The 18,347-nt window shown below is 40.4% G+C and carries 17 protein-coding genes; 5 read left to right on the forward strand and 12 right to left on the reverse strand.

The features are described 5' to 3' along the window. Positions 1–4: 4 nt before the first annotated feature. The 9 genes from flgK to I6758_RS08860 form a co-directional block, all read right to left on the reverse strand. On the reverse strand, positions 5–1,759 hold the full coding sequence (flgK, locus tag I6758_RS15150; protein ID WP_196604863.1) for a flagellar hook-associated protein FlgK: 1,755 nt from the start codon (positions 1,757–1,759) through the stop codon (positions 5–7). A 16-nt stretch (positions 1,760–1,775) separates the two neighbouring features. Further along, on the reverse strand, positions 1,776–2,198 hold the full coding sequence (flgN, locus tag I6758_RS08825) for a flagellar export chaperone FlgN (RefSeq protein WP_196604864.1): 423 nt from the start codon (positions 2,196–2,198) through the stop codon (positions 1,776–1,778). 8 nt (positions 2,199–2,206) lie between these two features. Then, complete coding sequence (locus I6758_RS08830; protein WP_196604866.1) at positions 2,207–2,692, reverse strand: flagellar protein FlgN; 486 nt, start codon at positions 2,690–2,692, stop codon at positions 2,207–2,209. A gap of 29 nt (positions 2,693–2,721) precedes the next feature. Further along, a complete protein-coding gene (locus I6758_RS08835) occupies positions 2,722–3,012 on the reverse strand; it encodes a flagellar biosynthesis anti-sigma factor FlgM (protein ID WP_196604867.1) in 291 nt (96 codons plus the stop codon). Between the two features lie 158 nt (positions 3,013–3,170). After that, positions 3,171–3,578 (reverse strand): flagellar protein, encoded by a 408-nt coding sequence (locus I6758_RS08840; protein ID WP_196604869.1) that lies wholly within the window; start codon positions 3,576–3,578, stop codon positions 3,171–3,173. A gap of 125 nt (positions 3,579–3,703) precedes the next feature. Further along, complete coding sequence (locus I6758_RS08845; RefSeq protein ID WP_196604870.1) at positions 3,704–4,351, reverse strand: ComF family protein; 648 nt, start codon at positions 4,349–4,351, stop codon at positions 3,704–3,706. Between the two features lie 18 nt (positions 4,352–4,369). Then, positions 4,370–6,529: an SF1B family DNA helicase RecD2 gene (gene recD2 / locus I6758_RS08850; RefSeq protein WP_196604871.1), complete on the reverse strand. Its 2,160-nt coding sequence runs from the start codon at positions 6,527–6,529 to the stop codon at positions 4,370–4,372. A 27-nt stretch (positions 6,530–6,556) separates the two neighbouring features. Further along, entirely contained in the window at positions 6,557–8,464 is a 1,908-nt protein-coding gene (locus tag I6758_RS08855) for an ABC-F family ATP-binding cassette domain-containing protein (protein ID WP_196604872.1), read from the reverse strand. Positions 8,465–8,525: 61 nt separating this feature from the next. Beyond that, entirely contained in the window at positions 8,526–9,839 is a 1,314-nt protein-coding gene (locus tag I6758_RS08860) for an LCP family protein (RefSeq protein ID WP_330998041.1), read from the reverse strand. A 227-nt stretch (positions 9,840–10,066) separates the two neighbouring features. On the opposite strand from I6758_RS08860, the gene I6758_RS08865 reads away from it, so the two are divergent. The 3 genes from I6758_RS08865 (at position 10,067) to I6758_RS08875 (ending at position 13,675) form a co-directional block, all read left to right on the forward strand. Then, complete coding sequence (locus I6758_RS08865; protein ID WP_196604873.1) at positions 10,067–10,888, forward strand: Cof-type HAD-IIB family hydrolase; 822 nt, start codon at positions 10,067–10,069, stop codon at positions 10,886–10,888. A gap of 72 nt (positions 10,889–10,960) precedes the next feature. Then, positions 10,961–12,352 (forward strand): SGNH/GDSL hydrolase family protein, encoded by a 1,392-nt coding sequence (locus I6758_RS08870; protein WP_196604874.1) that lies wholly within the window; start codon positions 10,961–10,963, stop codon positions 12,350–12,352. A 153-nt stretch (positions 12,353–12,505) separates the two neighbouring features. After that, positions 12,506–13,675: an FprA family A-type flavoprotein gene (locus I6758_RS08875; RefSeq protein WP_196604875.1), complete on the forward strand. Its 1,170-nt coding sequence runs from the start codon at positions 12,506–12,508 to the stop codon at positions 13,673–13,675. Between the two features lie 113 nt (positions 13,676–13,788). Here the strand turns inward: I6758_RS08875 and pstA are convergent, their stop codons facing one another. From pstA to I6758_RS08890, 3 genes are read right to left on the reverse strand one after another with little or no spacing between them, the layout of a single operon-like run. Then, a complete protein-coding gene (gene pstA / locus I6758_RS08880) occupies positions 13,789–14,649 on the reverse strand; it encodes a phosphate ABC transporter permease PstA (protein ID WP_196604876.1) in 861 nt (286 codons plus the stop codon). Next, positions 14,649–15,533 carry a phosphate ABC transporter permease subunit PstC gene (gene pstC / locus I6758_RS08885; RefSeq protein ID WP_196604877.1) on the reverse strand — a complete coding sequence of 295 codons (885 nt, stop codon included), beginning with the start codon at positions 15,531–15,533 and terminating at the stop codon, positions 14,649–14,651. Before pstC ends, pstA begins: the two co-directional genes overlap by 1 nt. An 18-nt stretch (positions 15,534–15,551) precedes the next feature. After that, positions 15,552–16,427 (reverse strand): phosphate ABC transporter substrate-binding protein, encoded by an 876-nt coding sequence (locus I6758_RS08890; RefSeq protein WP_196604879.1) that lies wholly within the window; start codon positions 16,425–16,427, stop codon positions 15,552–15,554. 236 nt (positions 16,428–16,663) lie between these two features. On the opposite strand from I6758_RS08890, the gene I6758_RS08895 reads away from it, so the two are divergent. Continuing rightward, positions 16,664–17,347, forward strand: a complete 684-nt coding sequence (locus I6758_RS08895) for a response regulator transcription factor (RefSeq protein WP_196604881.1) — start codon at positions 16,664–16,666, stop codon at positions 17,345–17,347. 60 nt (positions 17,348–17,407) lie between these two features. Beyond that, a complete protein-coding gene (locus I6758_RS08900) occupies positions 17,408–18,343 on the forward strand; it encodes a Ppx/GppA phosphatase family protein (RefSeq protein ID WP_196604882.1) in 936 nt (311 codons plus the stop codon). Positions 18,344–18,347 lie beyond the last annotated feature (4 nt).

Raw genomic sequence — 18,347 nt, forward strand, 5'->3', positions numbered from 1 at the left:
ATCATCACCTTCCTACGGTTCCTGTGCTATTTATCAGTTTGTCGAGCATTTCATCCATAGTCGTGAGCACCCTGGCACAGGCTGAATATCCCTGCTGAAATTTTATCATATTAGTCAGCTCTTCATTCCAGTTTACACCTGACACCGCCTGCCTTGAATTATCGACCTGTGTCACCACGGACGTCATTTTAGTCACATTATCATCCGTAGTACTGGATGCCGTACCCAAAACAGCCATGGCGTCAGTGTAATAATCATTCAATGACAAATTGCCGGTTGAGCTTTGTTTTGTGGGATTACCACTGGCATCAAGTGCCATCCCCGCAGCGTTTTTAACAGTGTCATTGACCCCGGCGTTATTAATGGACGTATTAAACAGCGTGCTGAGTGTCACCGCATTAGAACCATCAGCCTCATTGGCTGTTCCATCTTTAGCTGGTATACGATCGGCATAAGCCAGTAAATTTCCGTCAGCATCAATATAATCCCCTGTCTTAACAGTTTTTCCATTACTATCAGTATAAGAATCCGTTTTTGTGTATTTATTTGCACCCTTTGCCGCTATATAATCTGTGCCGCCGCTGGCGGTAATCTTACTGTTGACAGATAATTCATTAATAAGATCTATACCGCGCAGTTGTTCTGTTCCGGCAGTGCTAGTCTTTTCAACGTAAGCTTTCTCATAACCTTCTGCCGGACTGCTTTTATCGTCGACCCATGTATAATTATTTGCCGTATCGCCAAAAAAATTAATATCAGTTGAGCCGTTGCCACCATTCGCACCATCTATACCATATCCTTCTTTATGCTGTGCGTTGAATGTCGTAAGAAAGAAGGCAGAATAATCAGCAAGTTTATCAATATAAGTTTTATCTTCCGCAACGCTATCCTGAGTGGCTTTCATCTGTCCGTCCGCCGGATCATAGATCGTACCGGTTTCCTGGAAAATCAAATTATAATCAGTCACTCCGTATTCAGAATTATTCTGTGCCTGAAGTCCCAGTGTTAATTTTCCTTTGCCGTCAACCAGAGTACTGCCATTGCTGGTAATAGAATATGAACCGTCACTTTGAATAGTAACATCTGTCTTCACATATTTTGACAAATCATCGACCAATTTATCTCTTTGGTCTCGCAGATCGTTAGCCATCCCGCCGTTAGCTTCAAGCTGAGTTATATTTTTATTCAATGCCAATATCTGAGTCGTAATTTTATTTACGTCTGTCACATCAGCCTGCAGCTGCCCATAATTGGAAGTAATCTGTGCCTGCACCTTAGATGCCATGTCCTTTATTTTATCAGACATTGTCACCGCCATATCACGCGCATTTATACGTGTATCATTGTCGCTTGCCGCAGTGGACAGCTTTTGCCACGAAGTCCAGAAATCACTTATCGAACTTTTCAGTCCGACGTCTTCACTATTTATTTGCGAGTCATTAAAAATTTGTTCCAATGTTGTGTAATTATTCTGGCGTTGTTCATAATATGATTTCGTAGAATTTTCACGCCAGAAATTTTTATCCGCAAAAATATCCCGTGCTCTCGTTATTGATGCAGCATCGACTCCTGTTCCCACATAGCTGGTTCCATACAATGTATTTTGATCCAGCGCTTTTGTCGCCACCAGGTTGACGCTTTGACGCGAATATCCTTCTGTGCTGTCATTGCTCAAATTCTGCCCTACGGTATCAAGAGCAAGCTGATGCGCCTGAATGCCGCTGGTTACTGTATTTAATCCTGAAAATGTTGATCTCACTGCTCATCATCCTTTGTTATATACTTTGATCAAACATCTTTATCTTTCGCGTACTGCCCGCTGTGTCTTCGGCATTCGGCTGATAAGCTGCCCCTGCTGTAGCCTGAGTCGCCACGTTTATATTAAACCTTATAAAATCCATCCTGTTTTTTAAGAGAACACCGTTGGATTCGTTGATCTTTTGAATATCCGCGGCTGCCAGCTTCACCTGGTTCAGCAATCTTTTTATTTTTTCGTCAGCCTTATTTTCTCCAAGTTTTTTTTGAATAGTACGTTCCCTGCTTTTTATTTCATTCATCAGGGATTCCATGCTGTACGCTTCTTTTTGAAACTTGTCATCTTCAAGATTCATAAGAAAATCTTGCTGTCGTTCAACACATTTTTTCAGTTTTTTATAACTACCAAGCTGTTCTTCAAATTGATCTATCATATCATTCATATTGTACCTCAGGCTTGGAAATCAAATTTTTTCTTTTGGGAAGAAAAGTTCTGATTTCCACTTTTTTCATATCCCGGATCGGCTTTTATTCCTGCAAGCGAATTTATATTCATATTGACAGCTGTAAGCGCCCCCTGCAGCAGAAGTCTGTTTGTCTCGTTTATAGAAGAAACTTTTTCCACATTTGCCGAGAGATCGTTATTTGCTTTTGAAAAGCTTTCCTTATACGTCTGCGGACAAAATGCCAAAAGTGTCTTTGCATTTGAATTCTCATTTATTCCTGAATTTTCAGCAGCCATTTGTTTTAAAATCTTTTGCCGTTTTTGCTCTGCCTTTATTACTGAACCTGTCAATTCTTGTTCAGTTTCCACTATTTTATTCAAAGCACTCATATCTATGTCTAAAACGGCTTTGCGTTTTTTTTCATTAAGAATAAAAAGACAATTATACATCTCCATGAGTTCAATTATAGTATCTATCAGATTTTGCCACATAGCAGACTCCCTTCAATGAATTCAGTCTATCAGAGTAAACTGCCATTTAAAATTTTTTCTGAAAGTTCATCCGTATTTATACGGTATTTATTATTGTTTATAAGATCACGGTAATTATCGACTATACCTGTCCTGACCTCCGGCATGTCTCTGAGTTTATTCAAATATGAAGAAAATTCCTGACTCTCACTGGATAACAAGATCTCATCGCCGGCATTGCTTGTTTCACCTGCTGCATCATTTTTCACAACCGACTTATCTATACTATTCATATACACATTTGTAATAGAATGTATATGATTGCTGTTTGAAATCATCATATATCCCCCCCTTAAAAAAAATTGCCGATACTTTCTTATAAAGTAATATCGGCAATTTCTCTATTTTAATTAAGGCACATTTTTTAAGGAATACAACGCTTTTTCTAAACAATTCTGTCGTTTACTGCGATTTTCATGCTCTTGAACAGGTTCTTATTTTATTTAAGGTACATACCGCGGCTTTTCAAAACGCCCTTATCCTTTTTAACTGCTTGTTTTTTCTGGTTTATAGCGTCACTCATCCGTTTCACATCAGCCTGCAGCTCCTGCGAACATTTGTGACAATAACGCCCTTCCTTTATCATAGTACCGCACCGTTCACACGGATAGCTGATATCTCCCTTGCCTATAAATCTGCCGGCACGCAGCATACGCATTATGGTTCTTTCCTTTATGCCCGTATCTTCATATATTTGTTTTATTGTACTGCCCGGATTATCACGCAAATAACTGCAAACAACAATTTCATTCTGCTCTTCCTTGCGCAGACAGTCATTGCACATGCCGGCTCCCGTATCAATGAATATTTTTCCGCATTCAGGACAATTTTTCATTTTATTAGCCATGGTCTTTTCCTCCTTCTATCAACCATTATTGCTATTATTATAACTTAGACAATAAAATTTAACAATCAATATTTTAACCACAGCACTAACCCGCTTCCGTACAAAAGCAGTTATTTCAATAATATTCAGGCATCACTGGCAAGAACAAGTCCGTACACCGCAGCAGCCCCTTTGGAACGCAAATGGCGGGCGCACGATTCCATTGTTGCGCCTGTAGTATAAATATCATCAAGCAGTAAAAAAACTTTTCCGGCGGCATTAAAATTTGTTTTCAGAGAAAAAGTATTTTGCATATTCTGGAATCTTTCCGTTCTGCTTAATTTATACTGTCGCTGCGTAAAATATGTCCGTTCAAGACAATCGACAAAATCTTTGCTGTTTTCGGCAATCCATTTTTTAAATATAAGTTCAGTTTGATTAAAGCCTCTCTGCTCCATCCTTTTTTTATGCAGGGGGACACAAACTGTTATATATTCACATGCAGGCAGCCGCAGAGATATTGTGGCTGCTGTTATATATTTATGTATGCTGCGCAATGCGCTCATTTTACCATTATATTTCAGATTTATTATCAGCCTGCGCATTGTCCCGTGATATCTTCCCAATGCCCAGACTTTTTCAAGAACAGAATCCGGCGGCAGTGCCACCGGATGTACCTGCACTGCCTTTTGCATACATGGCAGACACCAGTCGCCTTCGTGTTTCACATAGCTGCGGCATGACGGACAGCGCGGCGGATAAAGAAATTCCATAAACAAATCAAATATATGCATATTATTTCTGCCTCGTCATCAGCTGATCCCTTGTGTCAAACGTTCTGCCAGCAGTGTATATCTTTTTTGTGTGCGATTATTTTGAATTGCTGTGTATAGGGCTTTTTTGGAGCCAAGCAATATTACTTTTTCCTTTGCTCTGGTAACCGCTGTATACAAAAGATTGCGCTGCAGCATAATAAAATGTCCCGTTGTCAGCGGCAGGACAACAACTTTGTATTCGCTTCCCTGGCTTTTGTGAACACTCATGGCATAAGCAAGCATCAGTTGATTTACTTCAGCCGGCTGATAATCAACATTATTTTCCCCGAAATTGACCGTTATCTTCTGAGGTGATATTTCTTGCACGAAGCCTATATCGCCGTTGAAAATATTTTTTTCATAATTATTCTTTATCTGCATTACCTTATCGCCGACACGAAAGGTCTGGGCAGCTGTCTTATATTCTTTTTTTTCCGTTTTGGCGCAATTGAGTGCTTCCTGAAGTAATTTATTCAAATTGCTGACACCGCATGCAAGCCGATGCATGGGAGAGAGAACCTGTACATCCGCCAGCGGATCAAATCCCGCAGTAACCAGCTCTTTTCTGCACAGAGCGACTATTCTGTCAGCCGCTTCTTCATCATTGTCTATTTCCAGAAATGAAAAATCGCTGTTTGAACTGCAGTCCGGCATTCTGCCCGCATTTATTGCGTGTGCATTATGAATGATCATACTCTCTTGTGCCTGTCGAAAAACTTCATCAAGTTTCAAGGAAGAAACGGCACCGGAGCGCAGTATATCTTTGAGCACAGCCCCCGGTCCGACTGCCGGAAGCTGATCGACATCCCCTACAAGGACGACGCGGCAGCCGCTGGGAACGGCATTGAGAAAATGCTGCATGAGTACTATATCGACCATTGATACTTCATCAATGATTATCGCATCTGCCTCAAGGGGTTCATCACTGTCCCTGCCAAAAGCAGAATCCGCATCAGACCTTATACCTGTGGCTTCAAGGAGACGATGAATCGTACCGGCGCTCTGCCCGGTGGCTTCTGTCAAACGTTTAGCTGCCCGTCCTGTCGGTGCGCCAAGCAGCACTTTCAAACCAAAGTGCTGCAAAACAAAAAGTATCCCCTGAATAATTGTTGTCTTGCCTGTCCCCGGTCCTCCTGTCAGTACAAAGACCCCATTTTTTAACACAGCCTCTATAGCTTCTCTTTGTTTTTGAGCCAGATTTATATTGCTGCTCTTTTCCCACTCAGCTGTCATTTTAGCCGCATTTTCCAAAGGAAGAGGTTCTGCATTGTTATTCAATTCCAAAATTTTTCTGGCTGTCTGTTTTTCCGCAAAATAAAGATACGGCGGATAGATCAGCTGTTCGCCGCCCACATATTCAGTATAAAGCCTGTCATTTTCAATTTCTTTTTTCAGCTTTGCATAAATACTTTCTCTGTCTATATTCAAAAGCCTTGCCGTCTTATTAATGACGATTTCCTCAGGTACGCAGCAATGACCGCTGGCAGCTGTCTGCAAAAGGGCAAAATCTATCCCTGCTTCTATCCTGCTGTCGGCATTTTTTTCCACTCCCATCTGCGCGGCTACCTGATCTGCCGTCAGGAAACCAATACCTTCTATATCATGGGCAAGACGATACGGATCATTTTCCATTATTTCAACGGAAAATGATCCGTATTCCTGAAATATGCGCCCGGCATAAGTGGAAGAAAGCCCGTGTGTTTCCAGCCATATCATTACATCACGCAGCTCTCCCTGCTCATTATATGCCTGAAAGATTTTTTGTGCCGTTTTCTTGCCTATGCCGCTTACTTCACAAAGCCTGCCGGATTCTTTTTCTATGATCTGCAATGTGTCCTTGCCAAATTTGCTGACAATACGTTTAGCCATAGCCGGTCCTATACCTGCCAAAGCACCTGAAGCTAAAAATCTTTCTATTCCATCAGCACTGTCAGGCGCCGTAGTTTCCATCTTATCCGCCTTAAATTGCTGTCCGAATCTAGGATGAACTATCCATTTCCCTTCCACACATACATTTTGCCCGACCAAAGGTGCCGGAAAATTGCAGGTAACCGTAATTAAAGCATTCTGCTGTTCCGGCTTCAGACGAAATACACTGAAACTGCTGTCCGTACTGGCGAATATGACCGCCTGTATGCTGCCCTCAATTTTTTCCATAAATTTTACCTGCCCGTACTGCAATCTTTATTGCATGAGCTTATCCCATTCCTCATACTTTTTATCTATTTCCTCTTGTTTACCGGCATAAGTTTTTGCTATTTCTTCACTTTTCTGCGGATCCTGCTGAAAGGACGGATCATTCATATCATGTTCCAGCAATTTGAGTTCGGCTTCGAGCATAGCAATTTCCGCCTCACATTTTTTCATGAGCTGCTCTTTTCTGTCTTCGTTGAAAATAACAGTTTTTTTATTCTTTGCCGGCAGGCTTTTTTCTTTTATAACATGCTGGTGTTCTTTTTTCACCGGAAGCTGTTTTTCTTTCTCGGGTGGATTTTCCAGTAATTTTTTCTGACGATAATAACTGTAATTACCATCATATTGATTCAGCTTTCCGTTTTCCATTTCATAAGTACAATTTGTAACTTTATCCAAAAAATACCTATCATGAGAAATGACAAGGAAGGTCCCCGGAAAGGTCATCAATGCATTTTCTACTGCCTCTCTGGCAGGTATATCCAGATGATTTGTCGGTTCATCCAATATTATAAAATTAGCCCCGTCCATCATCAGTTTTAATAATGCCAAGCGTGATTTTTCCCCGCCGGACAATTCTGCCACTATTTTATAAACATTGTCACCACTGAATAAAAATGCCCCTAAATAATTTCGTGCCTGTTCATCGGCAATTCCATAATTATATGTAATTTCCGCCAATACTGTATTTTGACCGTTGAGCTCCTCATGATGCTGCGAAAAATATCCTATTTTAACACGGCTGCCAATTTTTATTCTTCCGCTGCCAGCTTCAAGTTCACCGACTATTAATTTGAGCAGTGTCGTCTTACCAGCACCATTCGGACCGACAAGCGCGATGCCGTCACCCTTGCGCACCGTCATTGTCAAATTTTCACAAATAACTGACGCTCCAAAGGAAAAAGAAAGTTCTTCTATTTCCAGTACTTTCTGAGCACATTCCATTGGCGGATTAAAAAGAAAATAATTAAATCCGGCAGGATCAGGAGGAAGAATGATCCTTTCCAGTCTTTTCAGCTGTTTTTCTCTGCCGCGCGCTTGTTTTGATTTTATACCGGCTTTATATTTACGGATATATTCTTCCGTTTTTTTTATATGATCCTGTTGTTTAACGAAAGCAGATTCCAAAGCGGCACGCCGGTCTGTTCTCACCCTCATGGCCTTTGTATAATTTCCGTCGTAAATATCTATTTTTTGATCAATCAATTCGATTATGGACGTAGTCACTCTGTCAAGAAAAAAACGGTCATGTGATATCATCAATATACCGCCTTTATAATTACGCAGAAACTCTTCCAGCCACTCTATCATCCCAACATCCAAATGATTTGTCGGTTCATCAAGAAAAAGAAAATCCGGTTCGCGTAAAAGAGCTTTAGCAAGACATATACGAGTCTTCTGTCCGCCGGAAAAATCCTGCGGTGATTTTAAAAAATCAATTTCACCGAAACCAAGTCCAAAAGCTATACGGCGAATTTTATTTTCATATTCATAGCCGCCAAGGCGTTCAAATTCCTCAGAAACCTTTGCATACTCGTGCATTATATCATCTGTCTTTTTTTGTGACCCGCTTTGTGCTGCTGCTTCTTCTAAAGATTTTTTTCTATCCGCCAGCTCCAGCAGATCAGCAAATGCAGTGAGCAGCTCCTCATGCAGCGTACTGCCTGTAAATACAGCCTGCTGCTCAACATAGCCAATCCTGTCTGCCGTATCTATCTTTACCTTGCCGCTGTCGTATTCTTCTCTATCCATAATACAGTTCATCAATGTCGTTTTTCCCGCACCGTTAGCACCTATAAGACCAATTTTGTTTTCTCTGTCTATATCAAAAGAAACACCACTGAATAATGCTCTTATTCCATATGATTTTGCAATATTTTCAACACGCAGCAAGCTCAATTCTCCACATCCCAATTATATATTTATCTGGCAGTCAATCCGTGCATCTTTTATCCTGAAGCTATTTCCTAAAATCTCTGCCAATGGTCAGTACAGCCTGTTTTGTCCCGCTGCCCGTCATTATAACACAGGGAAAGGGCATACCGTAAAAAAGACTGACAGCATCATCATTTGTCATTATTTTCGTGTTTTCATTAGAAGATGTACGTCCCGTTTCTACGCTTGATATCTTAAATCCTTTACGCATCAATGTATCTGCCGCTGCTGCACCTGCTCCGTTTATACCACTTGAATTAATCACCATAACAGTGATATCCTGCGGTTTTACCGGTATTGTCTTTTTTTCAGCCGAATCGGCATTATCTGCACTGTTTTCATCACTTTTTTTATTTAAATCCTCATTCAATACTTTCAGCCCTTTAGGCAGGGATTTTTCATATTCCGCAGCAGTTTCATCTGCATTCCGCTGCATCTGCTCTGTCACATTCAATGCCAGTGTCTCTGCTATATTCTGCCGCAATACTTTTATATCAGGAAGCCAATAGCTGATATCATCTATATAGGCAGGTTTTCCCGGGAGCATGGATGAATTTATCTGTCTGTCCTTCATTCCCGGAAGCATACCGGCAAATTTGAGCATATAGGCAAAAGACATATCTGTTTTTACTGTCGCGCTCACTTCCTTTATTATTTCAGGTAATTTGGGCAGTATGGACGGAGTCAATATCTTTTCCAGAACAGCCTTTATGAAATGCTGCTGTCTGGTAATTCTGCCGATATCACCTTCCCCGTCTCGAAACCGAACATATTCTATTGCTTTTTTGCCGTCCATATGCTGCATCCCAGGATAAAGATCTATATGAAGACCGCCATTATCATCCCACGGGTCATTATAATACATTCTTTTTTCCACATCGATATCCACGCCGCCTATGGCATCAATGATATTTTCAAATGATTTTATATCTATAAGCACATAGTAGTCAATCGGCACGCCAAGCAGATTCTGCACGGCATCCCTGCTGAGCTCGTGGCCGCCGTAAGCATAAGCATGGTTGATCTTATCATATTTATATCCTTTTATTTGCACTCTGGTATCACGCGGTATCGACATTACAGAGACATTGTCATTTTTCGTATCCACATTGAATATCATCATGGTATCGCTTCTGCCAACATCATCAGCACGGCTATCAATCCCCATTACCATGATTGTATATTTATCCTCAGAAGAAAAAGCTTTTTCGCCTTGTTTCTGTGACGCATTTTTCGAAAAACTGTAGGCCATTGCTGTAGCAGCAAAAACTAAAAATATCATACCTATTATAATAATACGCTTATAGCTTCTTTTATATTTTACTTTTTGGGGTTCCACTTTTACGTCTCCATAAATTATTTACTAAAAACAATGCTTTGCCTATGCTGCATATGGTTTTTAGTATAACAAAAAATTTTGCTATTTTCAATTTTATTACAAGCTTATTCATTTATACCGTATAGACCATTAGAGCAGAGGGAAGAATTCACCATTATTGCTAATCAATCCGTTTTATTGTAGAATATTACATATATTTATATTTATTTGTGAAAGGATTAATATTAATGGCAGTAAAGTTGATTGCTCTGGATATGGACGGTACCACGCTCAATGATGAACAGACAATATCTGACCAAAATCGTGCGGCAATAAATGAAGCTCTTAAAAGAGGCATAACGGTAACTGTCTGCACAGGACGCAGCAACACTGAATTAGCACCGATCATGGCTCTTCTCCCCGAACTGCGTTATTTCATAAACGGCAACGGCTGCAAAATTTATGACAAAAAGCTGGATAAAATTATATTATCCGATCCGCTGACATTTTCAGCTGCCAACACTATTTACAGAATAGTCCGCGAGTATCCTGTAATGCTTGAGGTATATACAAACAATCAGATTTATACCTCCCAATCCTGCTACGATCATGCTGCAAAATATGTGCCGGATCATTTTGTACAGCTCGTCCTCGATACTCGTACACCACTGGAAAATTTAAAAGCTCTTTTCCGGCCTGAATGGCAAAAATTGATTTATAAAATGAATATCTTTTATAATAATGCAGAAAATTTTGAAGCCATTCGTGAAAGATGCAAGGGTCTGCCGGCAGAAATGACAGGTTCTTCTGATGCCAACCTCGAATTCAACAGTCTGACCGCGACTAAAGGAAACGCAGTGCACATGCTTGCCAGCACTCTGAGCATCACTGCAGATGAAGTTATGGCTATAGGCGACGGAAGCAATGATATCTCTATGCTGAAATATGCCGGTTATTCGGTATCTATGGAAAATGCTATCACTGATGCAAAAAAAGCCGCCAAATATCAAACTTTGAATAATAATGAACATGGTGTGGCTGCCGCTATTAAAAAATATGCTCTTCTCTGATATATCCGGTACGGACAGCCGAATATATCATCCGTTCATATTAGGCAGTCCGTATTGGAAAGGAAATGCCCTGTGAAATATACTATTATCCTCATAGTTTTGATCAATATCTTTATTTTATCGGGAGATGCGTACAGTTATAAGCAGCTTTATCCCGCTCTTGAAATAACTACACATTACACTGAAGAAAACCCTGCTTCAGCAGCCCCGCTGCTGCGCTGGAACGAAAACACCGAGGCTGTTTACTATGAGCTTGAAGTTTTTGATAAAATTCCTGATAGATTAAGTACAAATTCTGTTTCGGCAGAACATATCTATTTTACAAACCAGGTATTTGTAAATGCCTTCAATCTTCCAATCGCGGAAATCACGGAAGGCTGTCATAAAAACCTATATTGGCGGGTACGGGCAATGGATTTTGACAACAAGCCTGTGACAAATTTTTCGGCATTGGAATTGCTTTATACTGACGGTCATCCGTCAGAAATCAATTCACCGGTTACCAACACCAATTATAATCATGGCAACGGGTCCGTTCTTTTATATCCTGTTTATCAATGGATTCCCAACGCAGGTGCTGTTAAATTTGAAGTAGAGGTCTTATCGGCTCCCCCGGAAAATCCTAATGGAACAGAGCCTTCAATGTATCGCATCTTTTCCAGCACTATAGACTTTTCCTGCGAGTATTACGATCCTCATTCGCGTATAGGTACCTATTATTGGCGGGTTCGCGGTATTGACAGCGATGGCCGGCCGATAGGAGTATATTCAAATGCAGAACGATTCAGTAATGAACCCTCCGCTGATTATCAGGTAGGCATTTTTGGTGACAGCATAAGCCACGGCGGCGGACATCTTTCTTACAGCCCCGCTGATTTTGAATTCAGCTATTCTTCCTATCTTAATTTTCCCTCAATAAATTTGTCGGAAAGCGGCGACACTATAGAAATGATGGTAAATCGTTTTGATAAAGATGTTCTCCCTTTTGCCCCCAGATATTTGATCATTATGGGAGCGAGCAACAGCCTGCGTGCCGGTGTTTCCGCCGATAAAATAATAATCGGCCTGAAAATCCTTCAGCAGAAATGTCAGGAAAATGACATTCAGCCTATATTGCTGACATTGCCTACGATAAACCCGCATAATATAAATAAAATTTTTACGGAAAGCACATCATCAAACTGGCCGTATGAATTTAACAAAGTAAACAATTATATCCGTACACGTGTTCATATTGATACCGCTGCAGAATTCCCTGTCCCACCGGAAATTCTGCCTACAGAATTTGCTCTTGACGGACTGCACCTTGATGATAACGGCAAGGCAATAATGGGACATACGATAAATGAAAATTGGAGCAATGTACTCGCACAGATCACTGAAGATAACGATGAAGACAAAGTAACCGTGACCGCAAAGGAAATGGAGCTTTTCAGAAGCATACCCGATGTATACGATCTATAAGCCATATTATAACTGTTTTCCGTTATTTCATAGAGCATACAGACACATAAATATTATTTCTGTGTCTGCACAAATACGGTTAATATTAATTGTGTCTATTTTTTACCAGTGATATAATAATGGTAGATTATTTTTAGAAAGGCAGGGACTATTATGCAGGCAGTTGAGATAAAAAAAGGAATCTATTGGGTTGGTGTTATTGATTGGAACTTGCGCAATTTTCATGGATATCGGACAGGCAGAGGATCTTCTTATAATGCTTATTTGATCATTGATGAGAAAATTACACTCATTGATACGGCAAAAATAAGCTTTAAGGATGAAATCTTAGAACGTATATCTTCTGTAATCGACCCATCAAAGATTGATTATATTATTTGCAACCATCTTGAACAGGATCATTCAGGATCTATTCCTGCGATAATGGAAAAATGCCCCTATGCACAAATTTTCACATGCATTCCAAACGGCTTAAAAAATATTCCCAAATTCTATGGCGATCTGAATTACAAAGGCGTAAAGGCCGGTGACTCCTTAAATATCGGCTCAAGGACTTTAAATTTTATTCCTGTTCCTATGCTTCACTGGCCTGACAGCATGTTCACCTACTGCCCGGAAGAGAAAATACTTTTTTCCAACGACGGTTTTGGTCAGCACTTTGCCGCTACTGAACGTTTTGACGATCAGGTGGATTTTGGTGTACTTATGTATGAAGCGAAAAAATATTATGCCAACATATTGATGTTGTATGGGCGTCAGGCCAAAATCGCTCTTTCTGCCTTAAAAGATTTGAGTGTTGAAATGATAGCCACGGGTCATGGAATAATCTGGAGAAAACATATACAGGAAATCATAGACAATTACAGCAAATGGGCAGAAGGGGAAACCAATGAAGAAGCTGTAGTAGTTTATGACAGCATGTGGCATTCTACCGAAACCATGGCCCGGACAATTACTGATGCATTTTCGTGCAGAAATATTCCTGTCTGCATGTACGACTTAAAGGAAAGTCATATATCAGATATAGTTACTGAAGTTCTCACAAAAAAATATCTGGCTGTCGGTTCACCCACTCTGAATAATAATATGATGCCTACAGTTGCGGCTTTTCTCTGCTACCTGAAAGGGCTGTCGCCAAAAGAACATAACAGACTTGCCTTTGCTTTTGGTTCTTATGGCTGGGGTGGGCAAAGTATAGGTCAGGTTGAGGATGAACTGAAAAGTTCCGGTTTTACCATTTGTCTGGATAAAATGAGTATAAAAAATATTCCTGCCAAGGAAGAATTGGAAAATATTACAAGGACAATGCTTCAAAAATTTTAACAATATATAATATTTCTGTACCGGATAAAAAGAGCTAGAGCTAAATAGCGATTATTCCAAAAATAAAAAGACTGCCAATGAAGAAAAAATTTCATTGGCAGTCTTTTTGTACTCTATTTACTTATGATCCCCATACGCTTCTGGATGATCCTAAGCGGAATAGTCAATATCAAATTAAAAAGCAAAATGACTATTATGAGCAGCGCACCTATCCCGTCAGCAATAAGCTCTCTATCCGGAACCAAACCCACTGACATCAGATACCACATATGCACAGCCAGAGTTTCTCCTGCTGCCGTGACATCAGTATCAAACATATGTCTTGATACCGTCGTGCCTGCAGTAAAAATCAAAATGGCTGTTTCACCCAAAGCACGACCTGCCGTCAGGATAATTCCCGTTATTATCCCGGCCAGCGACGACGGTAAAACGACCTTGTAAATAGTCTGCCATTTAGTTGCTCCCATTGCCAGGCTTGCTTCTCTATATGACTTAGGCACCAATTTAATAGATTCTTCTGTAACTCGCACTAAAAGAGGCAGATTCAAAAGAACTAACGTGAGTGTACCGCTTAATATGCTGAATCCCAATCCCATCATATTTACAAATATGATCATACCAAACAACCCCAGAACGATAGACGGCACAGTTGCCAAACTTTCTATACTGAGTCTGATAATTTTTGTGAGAATATTATCTTTTGCATATTCTGCCAGATATATTCCAGCGCCGAGTGCGATCGGTACAGATATTCCGAGCGATAAAAACAACAGATAAAACGAATTGAATAATTGCCCGCCGACTCCTCCGCCTGCAGTGATATCACTTGATTTATTAAAAATAAAATCAAAGGAAAGCACCGGAAGACCCTTATACAAAATATAACCAAGAAATACACACAGCAGAAGCAAAATAAAAAAACCGGTAAACCATAAAATACATATGGCTATTTTGTTCACAAGTTTAGCATTCATTATGCATACCTCCGGGCGCCTATTCGTTTTATGAGCAGTATCATCAGCAGCGATACCACCAGCAGGACCAGCGCCATTAAGAATAATGCATTCCCCCATGCTGACCCGAAGGGTGTATTGCCCATTTCTATGACTATATCACTTGTCAGCGTTGCCGTCGGTGAAAATAAAGATGTAGGCAGCAGCGGTGTGTTGCCTATGACCATTTGCACCGCCATCGTTTCCCCAACAGCTCTTGCCATTGCCAAAACTATGGCGGTCAATATCCCCGGTGCAGCCGACGGTATAATGACTTTGTATAAGGTCTGCCAATATGTGGCACCCAATGCCAGTGATGCTTCCTCAAGAGGTTTAGGTACACCATTGAGCGCATCTTCACTGATACTGATTATCGTCGGCAGAATCATTATGGACAGTATGAGCGATGTGACAAAAATACCATATCCCATACTTACGTTAAATACGATCCGTATGAACGGTATCATGACAGTTAAACCTATATAACCATATACCACAGAAGGAATAGCCACATAAAGATCCACTGCCGGACGCATCAGATCACGAAGTTTTTTTGGTGCTATTTTGGACATAAACACGGCACCCAAAAGGCCTATGGGAGTACCTATAATTATCGCCAGCAATGTCACGGCTACAGATCCCAATATAAAACTTAAAGCCCCATATTTATGCATACCGGGGTTCCATTTATCGGTGAAAAAAAATTCAGCAGGGCTGACGTCCTGAAACGTCATCAGCCCCTGCTTACCGACAAAAAATATAATGGAAAAAATTATTATGGTCATCAATGCCGCACAAGCGATAAACAAATACCGCACATATCGATCATATACTAATTTTCGTTGATGATTGAAATCTTTTTCCATATTTTTTACCTTTGTAAATTACTTTTTCATTTTATTGACTGGAATAAATCCTAATTTTTCAACCTGTGAATTTTGGAATTCATCACCCATTACATAATCAATGAATGCTTTTACCGCACCTTTAGGTTCACCTTTAGTGTACATGTGTTCATAACCGTAAACAGGATATTTACCGTCAATAACTGCCTGTGCAGAGAAAGCTACTCCATCAAGAGAAAATGTTTTTACACTTTTATCAGCATAAGCCCCATCCACATAACCGATAGATCCGGGAGTTGTCGCCACGCCTTTTAATACAGCACCGTTTGAATCCTGAATTGACGCATTATCAGTAAATTCCTGTCCCTTGAGGATAGTAGCGGTGATAATAGCGCGGGAACCGGAAGATTTAGCACGATGAATAATAGTGATGGGCTGATCATCTCCGCCGACTTCTTTCCAATTAGTGATTTTCCCAGTAAATATATCTGTTGCCTGCTGCATAGTCAGATTCGAAACTTTATTGTCCGTACTGGTTATCAATACAAAAGGTGCGACAGCAACTTTATGATCGACAAGACCTTTATCCTTATATTCATCTGGCAGATCAACGTCTGAATTACCTATATCAACTGCACCTTCAGATACCTGATTCATGCCGGTGAACGATCCACCGCCTGCAATATTTATAGTAACTTTTTCGTGTTCTTTTTCAAAAGCTTCCTGCGCAGGTTTCAACATTGGCAGCAATGCCGTAGAACCTGAAGCTGATACCTTGCCTTCAAGAGCAGTTTTATCACCGCTGCCTGAAGAAGCCGCGCTGTTGTCACTGCTGCCGCAGCCTGCAAACAGCATCGTACTTACCACCATAGTTCCAAGAACAGCCAACAATTTTTTCTTTCCGCTAAAAAGCATTTTAAAACCTCCAAAATAAATTTTATGTAAGATTTCAGCTGCAGCATATATCCGCCACGCATACATCTTCCGTGCTTTATGTTCATTCTATCGTATCCTTCGCGCCAGCTTGTTACGTATTTGTTAAGGTTTTGTTAAGTGTTGACGGAAATTATATTTCTCAATAGGATATCGGTAAAATTTAGCGAAGGTATTATGTAAGTTCAACACAAATTCAATGATAATGGAGAGTTTAAATGAAGATTTTAGTCGTTGATGATGAAGCACCTATTCGTGAGTTACTGGTTTTTAATCTAAAAAAGAATGGTTATGACACTGTTACCGCCGATAATGGTTTGACCGCCGTGGAACTTGCCCAATCGGAAAAGGACCTTTCATTGATCCTGCTGGATATTATGCTGCCGCAGATAGACGGTTTTGAAGTGTGCCGGCGTCTTAAACAGAATAAGGCAACATCAAAAATTCCTATAATCATGATAACTGCCAAAGATGAAGAAATAGATAAGGTACTTGGACTCGAACTTGGTGCGGACGATTACACAACAAAACCATTTGGCATGCGTGAACTGATTGCACGCGTCAAGGCTGTCCTGAGACGCAGCACAAAAGACCAGCCGGAGGGTGAGCTAATTATCGGGCCTTTAAAAATCAATTTCAATGCTTATACTGCTTCTCTCAACAATGAGCAGCTTATGCTTACACCCAAGGAATATGATCTGCTGAAATTATTTGTCACAAATGAAGGCAAAGCATTTTCACGCGATGAACTTCTGGAAAAGGTCTGGGGGTATGAATATTACGGTGACACAAGAACAGTGGATGTACATGTCCGTCATCTGCGGGCAAAGCTGCAATCCGAACCATCAATAAGTGACGGAATAAAAACGGTGCGCGGTGTCGGTTATCGTTTTACAAAATAATTTTTTCATTATCTAAAAAAATAATTTTCCCCTATTTTGAAAACAGTGAGGCGATCTTTAATGTATGCAGTAATAGATATCGGTTCCAATACCATCCGGCTTGTAATTTACAAGATAGAGAACGGTTCATATACGGTTCTCCTCAATAAAAAAGAAATGGCAGCGCTGGCTTCTTACGTCAATGATAATATGATGAGCGCTGCCGGCATAGATAAAGCATGCCACATCTTATTGATATTTAAAAAAATAGCCGGTGATCTGAATATAGAAGAAATCCATGCATTTGCCACTGCAGCTCTGAGAAATATTTCCAACAGTGAATATGCCGTAAAGGAAATAGAAGACAGAACAGGCTTAAAAATAAATGTTATCAGCGGAAAGACAGAAGCTACCTTGGATTTCATCGGTGCCGCAAGAACTGTCAGTCTCACCAGCGGCCTTTTGATCGACATAGGCGGTGCGAGTACAGAGCTGGTAGCCTATGAAGAAATGAAAATAAAACAGGCAATCAGTCTGCCTATAGGTTCACTGAGTGCTTATCGCAAATATGTTATGCATTTCTTCCCTAATAAGGATGAGCAGAAAAAGATCCGAGGGAAAGTTTTACAGCTTCTGGACAAACAGGAATCCCAAAGCTTTGCTCCGGATTATCCCGATATTTGCGGTGTAGGCGGAACTATCAGATCTACTAAGGATGTGTACAATTCTCTTTTTGGTCTGAGCCTGCAAAATAGAAATATGCGCGCGGAATATATAAACGGAATAATAAAACCGTTTTTAAGCAAAAAAAGTAAAACCCATATTGACCGCCGCACGCTGGATACACTGCTTGATATTGTTCCTGATCGCATCCGCACTATTTTACCGGGTATGATCATATTGGAAACCCTGATCACTCGTTTCAATGCAAAATCGATTCTTATAAGCCGGGCCGGTGTCCGTGAAGGTTATTTAACAAAAATGATATTAAAAGAATTCGATGATATTGAGGTGTAGCAAA

It is taken from the genome of Pectinatus haikarae (genome assembly GCF_015732185.1).
GTDB lineage: Bacteria > Bacillota > Negativicutes > Selenomonadales > Selenomonadaceae > Pectinatus > Pectinatus haikarae.

Excerpts from the sequence above, each read along its gene's own strand:
- recD2 (WP_196604871.1), bottom strand. The coding sequence starts at position 6,529 with ATGGAAAAAATTGAGGGCAGCATACAGGCGGTCATATTCGCCAGTACG.
- I6758_RS08875 (WP_196604875.1), top strand. The coding sequence starts at position 12,506 with ATGCAGGCAGTTGAGATAAAAAAAGGAATCTATTGGGTTGGTGTTATT.
- pstA (WP_196604876.1), bottom strand. The coding sequence starts at position 14,649 with ATGAATGCTAAACTTGTGAACAAAATAGCCATATGTATTTTATGGTTT.
- pstC (WP_196604877.1), bottom strand. The coding sequence starts at position 15,533 with ATGGAAAAAGATTTCAATCATCAACGAAAATTAGTATATGATCGATAT.
- I6758_RS08840 (WP_196604869.1), bottom strand. The coding sequence starts at position 3,578 with ATGGCTAATAAAATGAAAAATTGTCCTGAATGCGGAAAAATATTCATT.
- I6758_RS08865 (WP_196604873.1), top strand. The coding sequence starts at position 10,067 with ATGGCAGTAAAGTTGATTGCTCTGGATATGGACGGTACCACGCTCAAT.
- I6758_RS08900 (WP_196604882.1), top strand. The coding sequence starts at position 17,408 with ATGTATGCAGTAATAGATATCGGTTCCAATACCATCCGGCTTGTAATT.
- I6758_RS08835 (WP_196604867.1), bottom strand. The coding sequence starts at position 3,012 with ATGATGATTTCAAACAGCAATCATATACATTCTATTACAAATGTGTAT.
- I6758_RS08890 (WP_196604879.1), bottom strand. The coding sequence starts at position 16,427 with ATGCTTTTTAGCGGAAAGAAAAAATTGTTGGCTGTTCTTGGAACTATG.
- I6758_RS08895 (WP_196604881.1), top strand. The coding sequence starts at position 16,664 with ATGAAGATTTTAGTCGTTGATGATGAAGCACCTATTCGTGAGTTACTG.
- I6758_RS08845 (WP_196604870.1), bottom strand. The coding sequence starts at position 4,351 with ATGCATATATTTGATTTGTTTATGGAATTTCTTTATCCGCCGCGCTGT.
- flgN (WP_196604864.1), bottom strand. The coding sequence starts at position 2,198 with ATGAATGATATGATAGATCAATTTGAAGAACAGCTTGGTAGTTATAAA.
- I6758_RS08830 (WP_196604866.1), bottom strand. The coding sequence starts at position 2,692 with ATGTGGCAAAATCTGATAGATACTATAATTGAACTCATGGAGATGTAT.